General features: G+C 63.5%; 15 protein-coding genes. 9 read left to right on the forward strand and 6 right to left on the reverse strand.

Annotation, left to right across the window (positions count from 1 at the left end):
* Positions 1–20 precede the first annotated feature (20 nt).
* The 4 genes from ACSU04_RS08535 to ACSU04_RS08550 are packed head-to-tail and all read left to right on the forward strand — an operon-like array spanning position 21 to position 8,073.
* On the forward strand, positions 21–4,520 hold the full coding sequence (locus tag ACSU04_RS08535; RefSeq protein ID WP_439289103.1) for a fibrinogen-like YCDxxxxGGGW domain-containing protein: 4,500 nt from the start codon (positions 21–23) through the stop codon (positions 4,518–4,520).
* The gene (locus ACSU04_RS08540) at positions 4,517–5,221 is read left to right on the forward strand and encodes a CDP-alcohol phosphatidyltransferase family protein (RefSeq protein WP_439289104.1); all 705 of its coding nucleotides are present in this window, start codon (positions 4,517–4,519) and stop codon (positions 5,219–5,221) included. The genes ACSU04_RS08535 and ACSU04_RS08540 overlap by 4 nt, the downstream gene beginning before the upstream one ends.
* 7 nt (positions 5,222–5,228) lie before the next feature.
* The gene (locus tag ACSU04_RS08545; RefSeq protein ID WP_439280330.1) at positions 5,229–6,572 is read left to right on the forward strand and encodes an O-antigen ligase family protein; all 1,344 of its coding nucleotides are present in this window, start codon (positions 5,229–5,231) and stop codon (positions 6,570–6,572) included.
* A complete protein-coding gene (locus ACSU04_RS08550; protein WP_439289105.1) occupies positions 6,562–8,073 on the forward strand; it encodes an oligosaccharide flippase family protein in 1,512 nt (503 codons plus the stop codon). Before ACSU04_RS08545 ends, ACSU04_RS08550 begins: the two co-directional genes overlap by 11 nt.
* Before the next feature lie 15 nt (positions 8,074–8,088).
* Here ACSU04_RS08550 and ACSU04_RS08555 read toward each other — a convergent pair whose 3' ends face one another.
* From ACSU04_RS08555 to ACSU04_RS08565, 3 genes are read right to left on the reverse strand one after another with little or no spacing between them, the layout of a single operon-like run.
* Positions 8,089–8,661, reverse strand: a complete 573-nt coding sequence (locus ACSU04_RS08555; protein ID WP_439280328.1) for a glycosyltransferase — start codon at positions 8,659–8,661, stop codon at positions 8,089–8,091.
* On the reverse strand, positions 8,658–9,107 hold the full coding sequence (locus ACSU04_RS08560; protein ID WP_439280327.1) for a UDP-N-acetylglucosamine--LPS N-acetylglucosamine transferase: 450 nt from the start codon (positions 9,105–9,107) through the stop codon (positions 8,658–8,660). Before ACSU04_RS08560 ends, ACSU04_RS08555 begins: the two co-directional genes overlap by 4 nt.
* Before the next feature lie 2 nt (positions 9,108–9,109).
* Positions 9,110–9,997, reverse strand: a complete 888-nt coding sequence (locus ACSU04_RS08565) for a glycosyltransferase family 2 protein (RefSeq protein WP_439289106.1) — start codon at positions 9,995–9,997, stop codon at positions 9,110–9,112.
* 212 nt (positions 9,998–10,209) lie between these two features.
* Here ACSU04_RS08565 and ACSU04_RS08570 point away from each other — a divergent pair, with 212 nt between their 5' ends.
* The 3 genes from ACSU04_RS08570 to ACSU04_RS08580 all read left to right on the forward strand — a co-directional run bounded on the left by ACSU04_RS08570 (position 10,210) and on the right by ACSU04_RS08580 (position 13,975).
* A complete protein-coding gene (locus ACSU04_RS08570) occupies positions 10,210–11,331 on the forward strand; it encodes a Gfo/Idh/MocA family protein (RefSeq protein WP_439289107.1) in 1,122 nt (373 codons plus the stop codon).
* Positions 11,328–12,233 carry a hypothetical protein gene (locus ACSU04_RS08575; protein ID WP_439289108.1) on the forward strand — a complete coding sequence of 302 codons (906 nt, stop codon included), beginning with the start codon at positions 11,328–11,330 and terminating at the stop codon, positions 12,231–12,233. The genes ACSU04_RS08570 and ACSU04_RS08575 overlap by 4 nt, the downstream gene beginning before the upstream one ends.
* Positions 12,234–12,343: 110 nt before the next feature.
* Positions 12,344–13,975, forward strand: coding sequence for a glycoside hydrolase family 16 protein (locus ACSU04_RS08580; protein ID WP_439289109.1), 1,632 nt, complete (start codon positions 12,344–12,346; stop codon positions 13,973–13,975).
* 40 nt (positions 13,976–14,015) lie between these two features.
* Here ACSU04_RS08580 and ACSU04_RS08585 read toward each other — a convergent pair whose 3' ends face one another.
* The 3 genes from ACSU04_RS08585 to ACSU04_RS08595 form a co-directional block, all read right to left on the reverse strand.
* On the reverse strand, positions 14,016–14,933 hold the full coding sequence (locus ACSU04_RS08585; RefSeq protein WP_439280322.1) for a YveK family protein: 918 nt from the start codon (positions 14,931–14,933) through the stop codon (positions 14,016–14,018).
* A gap of 110 nt (positions 14,934–15,043) precedes the next feature.
* Positions 15,044–16,363, reverse strand: coding sequence for a phenylacetate--CoA ligase family protein (locus ACSU04_RS08590; protein WP_439289110.1), 1,320 nt, complete (start codon positions 16,361–16,363; stop codon positions 15,044–15,046).
* A gap of 59 nt (positions 16,364–16,422) precedes the next feature.
* Positions 16,423–17,661 (reverse strand): glycosyltransferase, encoded by a 1,239-nt coding sequence (locus ACSU04_RS08595; protein ID WP_439289111.1) that lies wholly within the window; start codon positions 17,659–17,661, stop codon positions 16,423–16,425.
* 127 nt (positions 17,662–17,788) lie between these two features.
* Between ACSU04_RS08595 and ACSU04_RS08600 the strand changes: the two genes are divergently transcribed.
* Complete coding sequence (locus tag ACSU04_RS08600; RefSeq protein WP_439280319.1) at positions 17,789–18,241, forward strand: adenylyltransferase/cytidyltransferase family protein; 453 nt, start codon at positions 17,789–17,791, stop codon at positions 18,239–18,241.
* Between the two features lie 115 nt (positions 18,242–18,356).
* Complete coding sequence (locus ACSU04_RS08605; RefSeq protein WP_439289112.1) at positions 18,357–19,907, forward strand: ABC transporter substrate-binding protein; 1,551 nt, start codon at positions 18,357–18,359, stop codon at positions 19,905–19,907.
* Positions 19,908–19,995: the final 88 nt, after the last annotated feature.

Here is a 19,995-nt window from a genome sequence, read left to right on the forward strand (position 1 = left end):
ACCGTTTACGGAAGACGATGATGAACACCATCTCTATCCCGCGCCAGTCAAAGACCGCGCGCATCGCGACCGGCGCAGCCGTCGCCATCGCAGCAATGATCGGCACCCTGCTGATGCCGACGGCAGCACCAGCTGCCGAAGCACTTCTCCCGGACGGCTTGACGGAGGCGTCCGCCGCGGCCTCGTGCTGGGAGATCAAGCAAAGCGACCCAGCATCCACCGACGGCATCTACTGGCTGGTAACGCCCGAGTTGGTGGCGCCCGAGCAGTTCTACTGCGACCAGACCACCGATGGTGGCGGTTGGGTGCTTATCGGCCGCGGCCGCCAAGCCTGGAAGGAAGGCTACAACGGTCTGCGCACGCCGGCTCAGCTGCGCAACACAGTCACGGGCACGGGTGCGTTCCTGCCTGCACAACTGCCGTCGGCCACAGTAGACGCGTTGCTCAACGGCGAGCGCGTGGATACCCTGGCCGACGGCATCCGTCTGCGTCGTGCGACGAACACGGGCGGAACGCAGTGGCAAGAGGTGCGATTCAAGCTCACGCAACGCGATCGCTGGGTGTGGACGTTTGGTGCGACGCACCGCGTTGCGAGCTACTCGTTCAATGGCAGCACCGGCTCCGGCGGACAGACGAACAACTTCGGCAGCAACAACCAGACGAACCGCGTGGTGTTCAGCGAACAGTCCTCGCACGGCTACGTCAATGGCTGGGCATTCGGCTCCAACATCGGCGGAAGTACTGCAGCCGACTCCTACGTGTGGAGCCCGAGCGGGCAAGGCTATGCCCGACCGTTCACTCAGATGTTCCTGCGACCGAAATTGACGCTCGCAGCGCTCGACTTCGGCACCGTTCCGGCAGAGGGAACTCCCGCGAGCACGGTGGCTGCCATCCCCGAGAGCGATGCGATCACGACCTCCTGGGGCGTCTCCGGATTCGCCAACGGCAGTAGTGGCGAGCTCAACACAGAGGTCGCGGTCTTCGGCGAGGCCGCGGGCAACGTCTTCGTCGGCGGCAACTTCAAGTTCGTGCAACGCACGCAGGCTGGCGGCGACCAGGTTCAGCAGTCGAACCTCGCTGCCTTCGACGTCAGCACTGGACAGTGGAACTCCACGTTCCGACCGACGCTGAACGGCCAAGTGAAGGCCATCGCGACTCTCCCTGACGGGCGTCTCGCGATCGGCGGACAGTTCTCGATGGTCAATGGCGTCGCCCAAGCCGGACTCGCATTCCTCGACCCAAACACAGGGGAACTCTCCGGTTGGCAGGTGGCGGCCGAGAATCGCGCGACCGGTGGCGTTCCGTACATCCGAGGCTTGGACGTTCAGGACGGCCACCTCTATGTCGCAGGGTCCTTCACCCACCTCACAGCGGTCGGCTCTACAACGAGCGCCAGCACGTGGAACGGCGGTCGTATCGACCTCGCCACCGGGGCACCAGACATCAACTGGAACGCTTTCCTGAACGGCACCTCCGTCTCCGTCGATGCCTCAGATCAAGGCGATCGGACGTACTTCTCCGGATACTTCAAGATGAAGCAGAGCACCTCGACTCCGAGTGCGGCTGCGATCCAGACCGCATCTGGGGCGCCGCTGGTCAGCCCGCTCTGGGTTCCGCGGTTCTCGAAGTCCGGCACCGACGGATCCGGCAATATCACCGGAAACGTCTGGCAGCTGGGCGTCCAAGAAGCAGGCGACAAGGTGTGGCTCGGCGGCTCGGAGCATTCCCTGTTCGCCTATAGTCGCGACACCTTCGAGCTGTTGCGCGGATCGATTACCAACGACGGTGGCGATTTCCAGACGGTGGAGACGAACGGCGCCCTCGTTATCGCGGGCTGCCACTGCGGCAACTGGGTCTACCAGGACGCCTATACGTGGAGGGATCCTGGCACCGCATGGGAGCAAGCCGACAAGATGAACCTCGTCGGTGCGTGGGATGCGGCCACCGGCGACTACATCCATGCCTGGTCGCCCACTCTGCAGGCGCGTGCCGGCTACGGCGCATGGGGCACGTTCTACGACTCAACAGGCGTGCTCTGGGTCGGTGGTGACTTCAGCCGCTCGGTGCGTGCCGGCGAGGTCAACCAGTGGTCTGGCGGGTACATCCGCTTCGCCCCGATGGATACGGCCGCGCCGACCACCCCAGGAGAGATCTCCGCGGTGCCCGCAAGTACCGCGGAGATGAGTTTGACCTGGGGTGGGTCCTCCGATCCAGGCGGTGTGACATATGAGGTGCTCCGCGAGAACCATGTCATCGCCTCGACCACGACCGCGACATACACCGTGCCGGTATCCGAAGAGCCAACGAACTACTTCGTTCGTGCGCGCGATGCGGCCGGTAACCGGTCTGCATCCACGCCGGCGTTCGTGGTCGCGCCGTTGCCGGAATCCGCACTGACATTCGCCGATGCTGAGTCCGAATGGACCTGGCGCTATTCGAACGATGCGTTGCCGGCTGACTGGAACATCGTCGGATTCGATGACTCGGCGTGGGCGACGGGCAACGGCCTGTTCGGCCGGGGCGTCAGCTCAGCGACCACTGACATCGAACCGGTCGACATCCCCAGCAATCCGCTGAGCGCGCAGTTCCGCCGCGTGTTCGAGGCGACAGAAGCTGCGAGCATCGTCGATGGCACGGTCACCGTGATTGCCGACGACGGCGTGGTGGTGTATCTCAATGGGGTTGAGCTTGGCCGAGCGAATCTGCCGGAAGGCACGCTGACGCAGAACTCCTATGCAACCAGTGCACCGAGGTACTCGACTGCGGTCGCCAACCCGATCACATTCGTGGTGCCCGCAGGGGCGCTGGTAAACGGTGACAACGTCATAGCCGCATCGACACACGCGGGTTGGCGGGCGAGTCTCGATCTCAGCTTCCAGCTCTCGTTCACCGCGGATCGTGGTGAAATGCCCGCAGCACCGGATGCCGTGACCGCACTTGTCGGCACGAGCACGGCGGACGCGGTCACACTCACGTGGACCGCACCGGCAGAAGGCACCGCACCCACCGGATACACGATCAGCCGTGATGGCGAGAACATCGGCACCACTGATGCTGAGACGATGACCTTCACGGATACCGGTCTGTCGTCCGAGACGGAGTACTCCTATGACGTTGTTGCGAACGGGCTGGGTAGCCTGGTCTCGCCCGCGGCAACAGCTGTGGTCACCACCACGCCGCCACCGGATGCCAATGAGCTGCCCGTCACCGTCGATGCCGAATCGGTCTGGGCATGGCGCTACTCCAACGACGCACTCCCGTCGGACTGGAGCACGGTCGCATTCGATGACGCGGCATGGGAGATCGGAACCGGTCTGTTCGCGCGGGGTGTCAACGGAGCATCGACAGACATCGAACCCGTCGACATTCCCAGCAACCCGCTGAGCGCTCAGTTCCGGCACACGTTCGACGTGATTCAGGCAGCCAGCCTGACCGACGGCACCGTTACCGTGATCGCCGACGACGGTGTTGTGGTCTACCTCAACGGGACCGAACTCGGCCGCTCGAACCTGCCCGAAGGCGCACTGTCGCAGAACTCCTACGCACAGTCCGCCCCACGGCACTCGACAGCGATCGCCAACCCGGTGACCTTCGCCGTCCCCGCGAACCTCCTGGTCAACGGAGAGAACGTCATCGCAGCGTCAACGCATGCCGGTTGGCGGGCGACCACCGACCTGAGCTTCCAGCTTTCGTATACGGCTGAACGCGGCGAGATGGCCACTGCGCCGAACGCGGTAACAGGACTCAGTGCCACAAGCACCGAGACCTCCGTGACACTCACCTGGGCCGCCCCGACCGAGGGATCAGCGCCGACGGGCTACGTGATCACTCGAGGGGGCGAGAACGTCGGCTCGGTGGACGCTGCTACGACGACCTTCTCCGAAGACGGACTGGCTGCCAGCACTGCGTACACATACGCGGTCACTGCGACGGGTCTGGGAAGCCTGATCTCTCCGCCCGCCACGGTGGAGGTGAGCACCACGGCCCCACCGACTGAGAACGAGTTGCCGGTCAGCGTCGACGGCGCTTCGGTGTGGAGCTGGCGGTATTCAAATGATGCTCTGCCAGCGGACTGGAACGCACTCGTCTTCGACGACTCCGCCTGGGCGACCGGAACCGGACTGTTCGGCCGCGGTGTCGCCGAAGTCACGACCGACATCGAGCCTGTCGACATTCCGAGCAACCCGCTAAGCGCCCAGTTCCGCCACACGTTCACGGTGCTCGATGCCGGCACAGTTGCTGACGGCACGGTCACTGCGATCGCAAACGATGGTGTTGTGCTCTATCTCAATGGCGTCGAACTGGGCAGAGCAAACCTGCCCGAAGGCCCATTGACGCAGAATACCTACACCACCGTCGCGCCGCGGCATTCGACGGCAGCAGCCGCGCCGGTCACATTCTCCGTGCCGGCTGCCCTCCTTCAGGAAGGTGAGAACGTGATCGCGGCGTCGACGCACGCGAGCTGGCGAGCAACACCCGATCTCACCTTCGAGCTCTCATTGAGTATGCTTCGCGGATGAGCAGGCTTACAACGGTCCAGGCCCGGCGAGCGCTCGCTTCTGCACAAAAGTCAGGGGCGGGCGTTCCTGCGTACCTGCGCTGGGTGAACCGACCATTGGGCGGGCAGGCCGCGGTCATCGCCGCGACGTGGGGCTGGAGCCCGAACGGCGTCACCGCGCTCAGCGCCGCGCTGGGAGCGGTCGGCATCGGCGTCCTCGCAGGTGTCCCCACCTGGCGGGCAGGGCCAATCGCCGCGGTGCTCCTGCTCCTCGGATACATCTTGGACTCCGCCGACGGCCAACTCGCGCGTATCCAGGGGCGTGGCGGTCCCGCAGGCGAATGGTTGGATCATGTCGTCGACGGTGTACGCGCACCGCTGGTGCATATTGCCATCGCCATTCACCTCCTACGGACGGACTCCCCGTTCTGGCTGGTACTGATCGCCGGGCTGTTCTCGGCGCTGGTTTCGGCATGGTTCCTGTCGCAGCTACTCGCCGAAAAACTATTGCCGAAGGTTCCTCGCGCTGCCGACGATTCGTCCGCAGGAGTGATGAACTCGTTCGTCAAGCAGCCGCACGACACCTCAACGACCTACCTGACGTTGCTATTTCTTGGGCTTCCCATCGCATTCGCCGTGATCTACACAGCCCTCTTCGCGTGGCACGTGCTGATGTCCGCAGCATCGATGCGTCGCAAATACGTTCAACTCGCAGCTCTCTGAAATCAACATGGCCACACTCATCTCCTCGCCAAGCCGATCGCTCATCGCCGCGACCGGCCAGGACGCGAGCCGTGAGGTCGAACCGCGCGTGCTCCCGGCCTGGCCCGTGCTCACCGTGTTGTGGGGATACCCGATCTTCTGGCTGCTCGGGCTGCTGCCCTTCGTATCAGTGATCATGGCGGTCCCGATGGTGGCGTTGCTGGTCATGCGGCGCCGTATCCTCTTCGTACCCGGCATCATGCCCTGGATCGGCTTCGTCCTGTGGATGATCCCATCCGCACTGATGATCGACCAGCTGGGTCGGGGGGTCGGCCTCGGCGTGCGGTTCAGTCAGTTCCTGGCGCTCGCGATCATCATGATCTACATCGTCAATGCGCGCACATCGCTTTCGCCGAAGCGTGTTTTCAACGGGCTGACATTCATTTGGATCTTCATCATTGTCGGTGGTTATCTGGGGATGCTGTTCCCCGAAGTGCAGCTGACGATGACGATCGGACGGCTGCTGCCCGATGCGCTCACGAGCAACGACTACGTCGCCGAGCTCGTATTTCCCACGCTGGCGGAGATTCAGACACCGTGGGGCGCGGAAGAGCCGTTCGTCCGTCCGTCCGCGCCATTCTCGTACACGAACGGCTGGGGTGCCGCGATGGCGGTCCTGACGCCGATCGCAATCGGCACCGCCATCGGGCATCGCACCGCGCGCGCGATGTGGATGCTTGTCATCGCTCTGGTCGCCGCGATTCCGCCTGCCGTCGCCACGACAAACCGGGGTCTCTTCCTCGGCCTCGCCGGCGCCGTGATCTACGTGCTGTTCTGCCTGTTGATTCGGGGACGGCTCCTCGCATTCTTCTGGGTCACCATGCTGGGCATCGCTGGAACGATCATCCTGCTGCTGTCCGGATTCCTGGATGGGATCATCGCCCGCCAGGAGACCGTCGATACCACGGAGGGTCGAGGTGATCTCTATCTGGAGACCTGGGAGCGGACCTTGGAATCGCCGATCATCGGCTTCGGTGCACCTCGCCCCAGCCTGATGAGCGAGATCCACGTGGGGACACAGGGCGCCATCTGGAACGCGATGTTCTGCTTCGGGCTCGTCGGGCTCGTTCTTTTCCTCGGCATGATCGTTCTGGGCGCCGTGCGCACCTTCGACGCTCCCAACCTCTCCGCCGTGTGGATCCACGCCAGCGTGGTCGTCACGGTTTTTCTATCCGTCTTCTACGGGCTGGACCGTCAGCTCGTCTTCGTTGGCATCGCCCTCGCCGTGCTGCTGCGGGAGAAATATCTTGGCAGATCGTCGTACTGGATCACACATCCGGTCCCCTTCGCCCGAGCCAAGAATGAAGAGTGAGGGTCTCGCACGCAGCGGACTGATCAGTCTGTTTGGCTCGGCGTTCGCAGCCGTCGCCGCGCTCGTGCTCACGGCGATCGTCGGAAATACTCTCGGCGCGAGCGGCACCGGGCTCTTCTTCCAGGCGATGGGCATCTTCACAATCCTCACGCAGGTGCTGCGGTTGGGCACGAACAGCGGCGTCGTGCGTTTCATCGCCGAACAGCGCGCATTCGAACGCGCGGGCGCGGAATGGCGCATCATCGGATACGCGGTGGTTCCGGTCGCCATCGTCTCCGGCGCAGCTTCCGTCGCGGTGTGGTTCCTCGCCGACGCCCTGGCTGCGTGGTTGGCTGCTCCAGCCGATGCGGAGGGCCTCGCGAACCTCCTCCGAGCGATGGCACCGTTCGTCATCCTCGGAGCATTGATCGGTGTGCTGCAGATCTCCGCACGGATGCTCCGCGGTGTCACCTCGTTCACCCTACTGCAGAGCGTGCTACTCCCAGCGAGCAGGCTCCTCACCGTCCTGTTCGCGGTATCCATCGCGGGTGTCGCCGCCTGGGGCGCATTCGAAGCGTGGCTGTGGCCGCTGCCAGTGTGGGTACTCATCACCGCAGCGGTCGTCGCTGGTCCTCTGATGCGCGATATCCGGCGTCGATCGGAGAGCAGTCCGGAAACCCGCCCCAGTTTCGGTTCGTTCTGGCGCTTCAACGCGCCTCGTTCCGTCAGCTCCGGATTGGAGACGGCGCTGGAGTGGGCTGACGTCCTCATCATCGCCGCTGTCGCCTCGCCCGCCGTCGCGGGCGTCTATGCGGTGGTCACACGCGCCACTCGAGCCGGCGGCGTCGTCGACAAGGCCATGCGCGTCGCGGTGTCTCCTACGATCTCCGCTCTTCTCGCACGTGACCGCTTCGAGGACTCGACCAGGCTCCACACCAAGGTCGTGCGCGCGATGATCCTCATGAACTGGCCGTTCTACCTACTCCTGATCTCGATGGGCTCGGCCGTGCTGGCGATCTTCGGCGAGGAGTTCATCGTCGGGTGGGGACCGATGACGCTGCTCGCTGCCGCCATGATGTTCCAGACCGCCTGCGGCATGCTGCAGAGCATCCTGTTGCAGGGCGGCAAGAGCACGTGGCAGATGTACAACAAGTCGGTTGCGCTCACGCTCAGTATCGGCGGCAACCTCGCACTCGTGCCCCTGTGGGGCATCTGGGGCGCTGCGGTGACCTGGGTCATCGTTGTCGTGGTCGACAATCTGATCGCGGCGGTCCAGGTGCACCGCGGCATGCACGTGAATCTGCAACCGGCGAAACTGATCCCTGCGATGATCGCGCCGGTCATCGTGTTCGGCGGTGGCGGCGCGTTCTTCGGCTGGTGGGGCGGCACGAGTTTTGGCATCCTGATCCTTGGCGGAATCGTGCTCTGCCTGATCTATGCCGCCGTGCTCTGGGTGTTTCGTCGCCGGTTGCACATCGACTCGCTGTGGCGGAAGATTCCCGTCATCGGCCGATTCGCATGACTCGCTGAGGGATGCTCAACGCCGTAGCTTGGACGCCACGATCGCCGACCCGCTGCGAACGAGGCGCGGGACGAAGGCGTACCAGCGTGCGGGCCGGATGGGCTGCTCGAGCAATGCGCGAACAACGTCGGCGCCCGGCGTCGAGATCTCAGAAGGCTTCTCGTCCGTGTCGGCAGATGCAAGTGCGCGATCGAGAAGCGCGGCCAGATCCTCCGATGTGAGTGCACGTCGGATAATGCCCAGCGACTCCATCTCCGCCGAGAAGACGAGCTGATGGTCATCGACGACCTCACCGTCGCCCGGCACTCGCGGAACGACAATGGGGATGATCCCGAGCGCCCGCATGTCCATCACGCCACCCGCCCCTCCCTGCAGAACGACGGCGGTCGCCTGACCGCAAAGGTCGAGCAGTTCCGTGTACGGGAGGATCTCGATGTTCTCCGCGCCGACGACAGCGACCGAAGGCCCATGCTGCATGACCAGTCGCACGCCCTCCGTGCGCTGCAACCAACTCTGCACCCACTCAGACAGGCGGTCGAACGGGAGGTGGTAGGTGCCAGCCGAAACCACGACGAGTGGCGCGCTCACAGCACCACACCCACATTTCGAGAGCCCGGATAGAACTCCCGCATACGCTCCCACTGCACGAGGAACTCGTCGGCGAACGGATACACGAGCCGTCCACTCAGTCCCGGCGACGAAATGCGGTCAACCGGCTCAAGATACACGGTGCGTGCTCCGAAGAACCTCGCCTGTGTGAAGAACGGAAGGGCGATGGCCGCGCCAGTAGAGAAGACGATGTCGGGACGCTCCTCGGCGAGAACTCGTCGTGCGAGACCGAAATTGCGCAGCAGGTTCGGGACGTTACGCACCGTCGGATAATGGATCTCGTGGACCTTCTCTGACGCGAGCCGAGATCGCGCGTCCTCGACAGGGAACGTCGCCCAAGAGCGCTCGTGCTCGCCCCACCAATCGCGCAGGGCAAGCGCCTGGGTGAGGTGTCCTCCCGACGAGCAGGCGATGAGGATCTTCATCGTCAGATGCCTCGACCGCGACTCCGTACGAAACGGATCACCGCGTCAGCGCTGACCAGCCGCCAGGAGATGGCGATAGCGAGCGCTGCCTTGACCTGCTTCGGGTTGTGGCGAAGTGCACGCCACGCCCACTTTCGACCTTCGCTGCGCTGATCGTTCGCGACGAGAGCGAACGCGATCTGCGCTTCAATGCGGCCCAGTGCGGAAGGAATCGTCGCGATGTCCGAGTGCTTGCGCAGCAGATACTGCAATGCCTCAGCGTAGACGGCCCACTGGCCGAAGTAATAGGACTGGCCCTGCCACCTGACCTTCACTAGAGGCTCGTTCACCACGGTGACGATGCCATGTTCGGAGGCGCGCAGCAACAGGTCGTAGTCCTCGCCGTAGGCTCGAGGAAGGTCCTCGTCGATCAGGCCCACCGGCCCGAGAAGCACATCCCGGCGAAAAAGTAGTCCGCCCGAGGGGATGCCGGGGTGGCGATCACGGAGGAAATCCTGGTGTGTCAAGTCGTCCTTTTCGACCAATCGGACAATATTGTTCACCCCGTCATCCAGCACCATTGCCGTCGCAATGGCGATGGCGTCAGGACGCTCGTCCATCCGCTTTAGCTGCGCTTCGAGCTTTCCGGGCAGCCACTCATCGTCGTCATCAAGGAAGGCGACGAGGTCACCCTTGGAGTCGAGGATGCCTGAGTTACGGGCGCCGGCAAGGCCCCGCACGCGAGTGTTCGCGATTCCTCTCACAGACCAGCCGTCGGGTACCTCGACATCTGGCACCTCAATCGGACAGGCATCGAAGACGATGATGACCTCCCCCGTGCGAGCGGCTCCTTGATTCAGGATGCTCTCGACGGCGAGCTTCATCAGCTCCGGACGTTTATGCGTCGGCACGACGACAGACACTTCACACAGCACGCGCACTTCCCCTTAGATACGCATCCGATATCCGCGCCCCCGCGCGTTCGGAATCCCCAGATTCTCTGCGAGTCCCACCCCAGCAGAAAATCGCTGACACGAAAGCCAGCTTGGGCGCTAGTATATCGAACAGTGCTCCCTTGGGAAGGGGCACTCAACTGGGGAACTTTCTGGGGAGGGGATTCGTCGTGCCAGACGGAGCTGTTAAGAGACGCGTTCGCGTCGGAGTCGTCGGAGTCGGAAAGATGGGGCTCTCTCATCTTGCGATCGTCCGCGCATTGCATGATGTCGAGCTGGTCGGAGTCGTGGACTCCACCGACTATCTACTCGATGTCCTGAACAAGTACACGGGAGCCAGCACGTTCTCCACCCTGGAGAAGATGCTCACAGAGGCTCAGCCTGAGGCGATCATCATCGCCACACCAACTGGTTCGCACGCAGCGCTTGTACGCAGCGCGCTCGAGCGTGGTGTGCATGTCTTCTGCGAGAAGCCGCTCACGCTCTCCGCGACGGAGTCTGCTGAGCTCGTGGCACTCGCCGCTGAGAAGGAACTCGTCGCGCAGGTCGGGTATCACAACCGCTTCATCGCGACCTTCCAGGAGGTCAAGCGCCTGCTGGATCAGAACGCAATCGGTCGTGTCACGCACGTACTGGCTGAGGCTTACGGTCCTGTTGTCCTCAAGGCGAAGGGATCGACGTGGCGCAGCAAGCGCACCAGCGGGGGCGGATGCCTGTACGACTACGCCGCACATCCTCTTGACCTGATGCACTGGTACCTCGGCGCACCGGATCGTGTGCGCGGGTCGGTGCTGAACAGCATCTTCTCCGCCGATACCGACGACGAGGTCTACTCCACGCTCGACTACGCGGACGGACTGAGCGTGCAACTCTCGGTCAACTGGTCGGACGAGTCGTACCGAAAGATGTCTACCTCCGTGACGATGTCTGGCTCGCAGGGCCGCATCATCGCCGACCGGCAGGAGATCCGCGTGTACCTACGCGAGAGCGCGGATATCCCCGATGGTTACCAGGCCGGATGGAACATCAAGTACACGACCGAACTCACCGAGCAGGTCTCGTTCTATCTCCGCGGCGAAGAATACAGCGCACAACTAGAGACGTTCATCGCCGCAGTGCTCGCGGGTGAAATCGAGGCACGACAGAACAGCTTCGCCAGCGCCGCGCAGACCGACCGGGTGATCGAGTGGATCCTTGAGGACTCCGCCGACAGGTCCGAGACCGGCACGCTGACAGCGTTGCCTACCGCTCCACAGAAACGCAGTCTGTTCGGCCGGAGGAAGAGCGCATGAGTACGACGACCACCACCGCGATGGATCTGCTCCTCCTAGGCGACAACCAATTCTTTGGCATCAATCACATGTCAGAGGAGAAGGCGCGTGCGCAGGCGATCCGCTTCCAGGACACGCAGGCGATCATCGATGTCATCGACATCGCCCTGGACAACGGCATCCGCACCCTGATGTGCACGACGCACGACCGTATCGCTGAGGTCTGCGATCACGTACGGGCACACCCGGAACGCTATGCCGACTACCGGTTCTACCCCTGCATGCCCTACGCGCACAAATACGCGAACGCGATCACCGACAACGGCATGCTGGGAGCGATTCGGCAGTTTCTCCCTGAGGAAGGACTCCTCAATGCGGCCCTGCGGGGTGGCAAATCGTTCGTGAAGAAGGACATTGAGGGCATCATCACACTCCTGGTGGATGCTGAGATGAAGATGTTCCAGGGCCTGAAGACTCCGGTCATCTTCCTGCAGAACGTCGTCGTTGATCTGATGCTCGGACTCGGCTTCGATGAGGCGTTCGCGATCTTCGACCGGCACGTCAGGGAGCGCTACGGCGCCGAGCCTGGGTTCATCACGATGAATCTGCCGATGCTGCTCGACGCTCTCGACAGAGTGGGTGTCGTCAATCCGATCGTGTGCGCGAACATCAACGAATTGGGCTTCCGGATGTCCGGGGGCATCGAGGGGTACGAGAAGGCGTTGCAGGAGCGTTCGTTCCGGCCTGTAGCGATGTCCGTCTTCGCATCAGGGGCGATCGCGCCACAGCCGGCGTTGCAGTGGATCCACGATCACGCGAACGTCGAGGCGATCGTGTTCGGCGCTTCGTCACGCGCATCTATAACAAGCACCACAGGCATTGTCAGGGAACTTTGGGGAAGGGACATCTACACTAGGGCCTGAAACCCGACCAATCAGGATGCATCGAGGGGGCTCGGCAGGCATCCGCAACTCCCCAGGAGACCTGGAGAGAGTCCGCTGCGAAAGCAGTACGCCCTCTTCTCCCCCTCGATATGAAGAAGACAGCCCGTACCCACGTTCCTATCCGATTCCTGATTGCCGCATTCGCGACCATCGCCGTGCTCGCCACATCGTTCGTCGCTGCCCAGCCGGCACACGCGGCAACGCCTTCCACCTCGTCGGTCACCTCGATCATTCCCCGGCAGTCTCCGTGGTCGTACTATCACGGCACTGCTGCTCCGAGGTCAGGCTGGCAGACCGCCGCATCGACCTGGTCGAGCGGCAATGCGCCGTTCGGCAAGGGCCGGGACCTCGGCAGAGTCAACACGACGATCCCGACCCCGCAGGACGCACGGCCACTTTCGGCCTACTTCCATAAGACCTTCACTCTCACATCGGATCTTCCGGAGTGGGCCTGGCTCAACACCTGGGCTGACGACGGAATCGTCGTCTGGGTCAACGGCGTCGAGGTCGGTCGCAAGAACGCACCGAAAGGTGCGATCAAGGCCAACAGCTACTCGACGATCGCACCGTCATCCGCCGCGGCTCGACGCGATCCGGTGACATTCTCAGTGCCCGCATCCCTCCTCAAACCCGGCGAGAACACGATCGCCGTGCAGGTGCTCTTCAGCTGGCGCCGCACACCGAACATCAGCTTTGACGCGCACCTCGTCCGGGAGGATCGCATCAGCGCCCCCACGACTCCGGCGAAGCCCACCACTCCGACGAAGCCCACCACTCCGGCGAAGCCCACCACCCCGACGGCTCCTGTCACTCCGGTTGAGCCTGCACCGCCGACGACCCCGGTCGTTCCCGAAGTGACCCCGCCGACAGGCGGCGACATCGCCGGCTGGGGTGCACCGACCTGGCGCGACGAATTTACTTACGTCGATGCGTCGACAGGCAAGCCCAACGTGGATCCGGCCAAGTGGAACGTCCGCGGACGCGACGACCTCGGGCTGCTCTTCGATGCGGCTGTGGTCGAGCGCGAGCAGGTGAGCGTGGACGACGCCGGTGTGCTGCACATCCGCGCAGACTGGCTCGATCAGGCGGCGAAACGGCCATCGACCCAGAGCGGTCCGACTAACCTGTGGCACACGACCGGCTACCTCGATCAGCGCAAGCTCGAGTCGGATGACGTGTCGATGAGCCAGCAGTACGGGCGCTGGGAGATCCGAGCGAAGACTCCGACTGGTGACAACACCCGAGGCGCGTTGGCTGCGTTCTGGCTGCGCAACTCGCAGTCCGGCGAGATCGACATCATGGAGGCGTGGGGTCATGGTGGCGCCATGCCCGCTGAGTACGACAAGTGGGTGAAGGACACCGCGGCGACCACCATCCACACCAAGACCGATGGGACCGGCCGCAAAGCCATCTGGCGCCACAATGAGCAGGGAGCGAAGACCGTCCCATGGGACGGATTCCACACCTACGCGTTCGAGCTGACCCCGACGTATGCTGCGACTTTCGTCGACGGCATCGAGGTAATGCGCGTCACACCGGCTAGCTATCCGGATCTATGGGATCCGGCCTACTTCGGCTCCCCGCTGCACATGCGCCTGAATCTGCATGTCGGCCCGTCTGAAGCGTACTGGGGCTTGCCTGACCCGAACAACCGCTCGGCGACGCAGAACCTCGACTATCAGGTCGACTACGTGCGCATGTGGAAGTACAACGGGGACTGATCCAACGCGCTCCTCGCAGGAAGCGCCGCAGACTTTCGGGTCAGCGGCGCTTCTTGCTGTATGCGGCGTGCAACGGTCGTGGCGTCAGGGCATCGTCACGCGATGGTTCGATCAGACTGTCGTCCTCATCAAGGTCGACGTCATCTGGATCCTCAACATCCGAGTCCAAAACGAGATCGTCATCGTCGTGCTCTGCGGCTTTGGCGCGCTTGTAAGAGCTGCCAGGACCATTACGAACGCGTGAGACGACCAGCGCTGCTATCGCACCGAAGAGAATTCCAAGGAACATACCCGCGGCGACGAAGACGAGGATTGAAGGCCGGTTGGACTTTTGCGGAGGATCGGCGGGGGTGACGAGCGTTCCGGAGTAGAACGGTGTCGCCGTGATGCGCGCCTGCTGATCGAGGAGCGCCTGAACCTGAAGCTGTGTCGCCGCACGCTGGTTGCTGCCCTCAGCCTGAGAATCCAGAAGGGTCTGCAGCTGGGCGATGGAGTTGCCAAGCTCTTCGGTCGTCCTCTCGACGACCTCGCGCGCGTTGTCGGTGCGCTCCTCGCCATAAGCAGTGGCGACAGCGTTCGCACGGTCGGCGGCGAGCTGCGGGCTGTTCGCGGTCACCTGAAAGATCAGCACCTGCGAGTTACGTGGTACTTCGATCGTCGTGTTCGCGCGGAGCGCTTCCACCGAGGTGTCATCCAGTCCGTCGGTCGCTCGAGTGAGCACGGCGGTGGACGTCGCGACGACCCGCTCCGTCTCCATATTGACGGTGTTGAAGCTCGATCCTGACGAGAGCACGCTGATCGGCTCCACCGTGTGCTGTGCCACGGCGGTGTACTTCTGCGGGTAGATCGCGAAGATTCCCACCCCGGCGAGCGCGAACACCACGATGGTGCCGACCAGCACAAGCCAGGACTGCATGATCCCGCGATAGAGATCTTCCAGTGTCCAATGTGATTCCACGCGTCTCCCCCAGTCGCTACCGCCCCCGAACATCAGTGTCGGACGCGGATCTCCGTCATCTTACAATCCGCGCTCGACAGCCCGCAGGGAGTCCCCTGTCTGCGGCCGGATCAGCCCTCAACCTCGGAGACGACCAGTCGCGCTTTTCCGGCCGTGCTCTCGATGGCGTCGACCGCGAGTGGCGTGACGCGAACTTCACCGTCGAGCAGGTCCTCCAACGTGCGAACTGCGAGCATCACCGCTTCGTCAGCAAGGTCTGGAGCGGCCGCGACGTAACGCAGAGTGATCGAAAAATCGGCGTGCTGCACGATCTGCATCTGCCTGATCGCGCCGGGGGAACTCAGAAAGAGTCCGCTGAGACCGCCGGTGACCCGTTTCCCAGAGGGCGTGCAGATGGCATCGGCGATCCGCCCTTGGACTGGGGCGATTCGCGGGAATGCACGTCCGCAGGCGCATCGCCCAGGCAGCATTCTGGACCGATCCCCCATCTCGTAGCGCACCAGTGGAAATACTTCATTGCTGAAGTCCGTCGCGACGATGGATCCATCGACGCCGGCATCGACCGGATTCCCATCCGCATCGATGATGTCGATGCGTCGCTGGTCTGCTGCGACGTGCAGTCCGTCATGTGCAGCGCATTCGGCGGCGATCCAGGGGATCTCGGCCGACCGGTAGGTGTCGAACACCGGTGCACCGAAGGCTCGCTCCAGGAGTTCGCGCTGCCCCGATTGCAGCATCGCCGCCGTAACGGAAACAGCGGAGGTCGACAGCTTTCTCCCCGTGCGCTCTAGGTGGGCGGCCACGGCGGTCGCACCCTCGACGTACGCCACGAGAAGCCGTGGTTTCACGCGGATCCACTGCTCGATGAACTCTTCGACCGAAGGCTCGGTAATCGCACGGGCGTCAAGCAGCAGGTGACGACTCGGCCACCACTGCGCTGCGTACAACCAGGCGTCCTTGCCCTGGCGGAGTCGCCGATAGACGAACGCGGTGTCATCTGCAGGATCAATGCCCCACCAGCGGTAGATGCGCCACCACATCGGTGCCGTCGGTGCTGCGGCATCGTTGCGCACTCGCAGAGGCGAGCCCGTGCTGCCGCCGGTTTGGGAGAGCAGCGCACGGTGTGGCGCGATGTTCTGCGCAAGGATCGTATCCCCGGCTGCTCGCAGTCGCTCTTTGGTCACGACCGGAAGTCGGGTGAAGTTGTCGGCGACGGCGATGTCAGCGCGTGAGAAGCCTGCCTCGGAGTACAGCTCCCGATAGAACGGCGAGTTGTCGAACGCGTGCAGCGCGATTCGCACACTCGATTCGTCGATGAGGCGGGAAAGCTCCGTCTCCGACATGGCCTCATGTCGGCGCATGTCTTGGAACGCCCGCAGATCTTGACGCATCAGCAGGTGGACCTTCGCCCGGAATACCGCTCTCTTCACAGCTCCCCACAAGCTCCGGCGCGATGCCGATCCCCTCCATCGTAGGGCGAGCTTCTCGCCTAGAGCTCTCCGGGTCGCATCGCCTCAGCATCAATAGCCCGAATGATCCGCTGCGCCGCGGTGTCCGGCTGCGCCTCGGAAACCGCCGTGGCATCCACCGCAGCATCCGCTCGCGACGCGCGCCCGCGTCGCGGCGCGTACACGACGAGCGAATGGAACAGGAACCTCGCGAAGAACGCGACGATCAGCGAGAGCGCGGTGGCCAGCACGCTGGAAATATGCCAGGTCTCGACCATCAGCGCCATGATCGGAATGCGCAACGCCGCTTCGATGGCGTTGAAGCTGAACGAAGCGCCGAAGCGTGCCCAGGCGCCGCGGGCATCCTGACGCATATCAGCGAAGACGAACCGCTCCTGCAACAGGAAGTTGCCGATGATCGTCGCGCCGGCTCCGATGATCGCCGCCCAGATGTAGGGCATGCCCATCGTCGTGAGAATCCACATGATGCCGAGGTTCGCGACTGCGCCGATGACACCGATCATCGCGAACAGCGACATCTTGCCGAACCGCAACCGGGTCAGGTGCAGGGCGAAAGTAGCGCCCTGGCGCAGCGTCGCTTTCGACGTGCCATTGCGACGCTCGGCGAACTCCATTGGAACCTCTGCGATGCGCACGTCAGACCGCGCGAGGATCTCGAGCAGGATCTTGAAGCCCTGCGGGCGCAGATTCGATACATCGAGGCGGCGCCGATCGACGAGGAAAAAGCCAGTCATCGGGTCGGTGCTGCGCATCAACCGCCGCGGGAACATCGCCTTTGCCAGCCAAGTCGCCGCCCTCGAGACACCGAATCGCAACGCGGTGCCCAGTCCGCGAGAATCGCCTCCGCCGACATAGCGGGATGCCGCGACCACATCAGCGTCACCCTGCTCGAACCGCTCCAGCATGATCGGCAGCAACTCGGGCGGATGCTGCAGGTCACCATCCATCACCATGCAGATGTCGCCGGCGGCCTCTGAAAGACCGAGTACGACCGCGCCGCCCAGCCCCCCGGTGTTCACCTCACGATGAATGACCCGCACCGGCAGGTCAGCTGAAGCAGCAACCCGCGTGACTTCTGCGGCCGTGCCATCCGAGCTGTCATCGACGAAGAGGATCTCCGCTTCGCGACCACTCAACGCCGCACCGATGCGCGCGACGAGTTCGGCGACGTTATCGCGCTCGTTGAAGGTCGGCACGATGACTGTGACTGAAGTTCTCACGTGCCCCTCCTCCCCGGCGCTCGCATTACCAGCATCCATCGTTTCACGGCTTGCGATCCGACGGTGACAGCAGCCGCCGCAAGCGCTAAGCTAACCGAGTACGACTCTGGGGGTCGTGCGTGGCCGTGGGGGCCACTTTCTGGGGAATGAATGGTCTGGGGAGATCATGGGGACGCGTATTGGCTATGCCGCGGGAGCTTTCGACTTGTTCCACGTCGGGCATCTGAATCTTCTACGCCACGCAAAGCAGCAGTGCGATGTGCTGATCGCTGGCGTCGTGAGCGACGAGATGCTGCGGCAGGTGAAGGGCATCGAAGCTGTCATTCCGACCGCTGAGCGCGCCGAGATCGTGCGCCACATCTCGTTCGTCGACGACGTCTACGTCGAGACAGCACCGCAGAAGATGGATGCCTGGCGCGACGTGCATTTCACGCACTTCTTCAAGGGCGATGACTGGCGCGGCACCGATAAAGGCTTGCGCCTCGAACGCGAGTTCGCCGAGGTCGGCGTCGAGGTCGTGTACTTCCCCTACACCGCGCACACCTCGAGTACGTCACTCCGGCGAGCGCTGGATGCCATCTCCGCCGGCTACCAGCCGGCCATGGCGTCCGCCCGCTGAGAACGCACCCGTCGAAGCCCCACCGCGTCACAGAGCGACACCATGGAATATCCCACGCCCGCACGCGCTTAGCCTTGTAGTGCGCATTCGCGCGTATACACAGCTGAGGACATCCATGACGAAGACACGTATCGGTCTCACCGCGCTCATCGCAGCCGCAGCCCTTGCCCTCACGGCCTGCGCGGCCGGGACGGGCACCGACTCCGACACCGGCAGCGATTCTTCTGCCGCCACCGGCTCTCTGACCTATGTGATCGGCGGCGATCCCACGTCACTGAACCCGATCAACGTCGGCGACCGGTGGGGTCTGACCACCACGAATCTCGTCTACTCGCCGCTGGCACGCGTCGAGGGCGATGGCACCGTGGTCAACGAACTCGCCGAGACCATCGAGCCCGCAGCCGACGGCCGCTCCGTCACGGTCACCCTCAAGGAGGGCCTGCTCTGGTCCGACGGCGAGCCGCTCACCGCGGACGATGTCGTGTTCACGTACACGAACAAGGCGATCCGTGAAAACGGCGCCGCTGACCTGCTCTGGGTCGGCGACCAGCCCGTCACCGCCGAGGCCACCGACGAGCACACCGTCGTCTTCCACCTCCCCTCGGTGAGTGCCGCAGCTCTCAGCAACATCGCCACCGAGACCTACATCATCCCCGAGCACATCTACGGCGAGGTCACTGACTTCTCCGGTGCCGAGCTCGATCCGATCGCCGTCGGCTCCGGTCCGTACGTGCTCACCGCCTACGAGCGCGGGCAGTACCTGACGTTCGAACCGAACGAGAACTACTACGGCGAGGCGCCGAACATCAAGAACCTCACGTTGCAGATCGTCCCGAACGCCGACACGGTCAAGACCGCTCTGCAGACCGGTGAAGCGGATGCCTCGTTCGCTACCCCCGACCAGATCGACGAACTCTCCGCCGCGGGTCTGGACATCTACCCCTACTCGGAGGGTCGCGTTGCCTACCTCGGCCTGAACCTCGCGAAGCTCACCGACCAGGATGTACGCCAGGCGCTCATGTTCGCGCTGGACCGCAACGAGCTCAACGACGCGGCCTACCTGTCTGACGAGTACTACGAGAACGCGTACACGATCCTCCCGCCGAGCAACGCGTTCGCCACGGAAGATGTCGAGAAGTACGAGCAGAATCTGGATGCTGCCGCCGCTGCTGACGGCCTCACCATCACGCTCGCGTACTCCGGTTCCGACCCGGCGCAGACCACCCAGGCGACACTCATCCAGCAGCAGCTGAAGCAGGCCGGCGTCACGGTCGAGCTCGCCGGTGTCGAGGCCGCATCGATCTACACCGAGATCGAGAAGGGCGCAGACGCCAAGTACGACGCCTTCCTCGGCGGCTACATCATGGGCGCTGACCCGGACGCGTACAGCGCGCTGTTCCGTTCAGGCGCTTCGTCGAACTTCTTCCACTACGCCAACCCCGAGACGGACGCGTTGTTCGATGCCGGTGTGGCAGAACTGGATGCCGACGCACGCGGCGCGATCTACGATGATCTTCAGGCACAGATCGCCGAGGATGCCGTGATCTACCCGATCACCGACAACCTCAAGATCCTCGCCGTGAACCCCCGCATCGGCGGGGTGGAAGAGGCTGGTCTCGTTCCGATCTACACGCTGGAGAACTTCGGTCTGCTGACCGAGAAGTAATCCCTCCGGATGCCGTGGGTCGCGCACAGCGCCGACTCACGGCATCCGTCTGCCCGTCGGAGCAGTAATCCGACAGAAGGAGCATCCC

It is taken from the genome of Microbacterium sp. A84, from assembly GCF_051842815.1.
GTDB lineage: Bacteria > Actinomycetota > Actinomycetes > Actinomycetales > Microbacteriaceae > Microbacterium.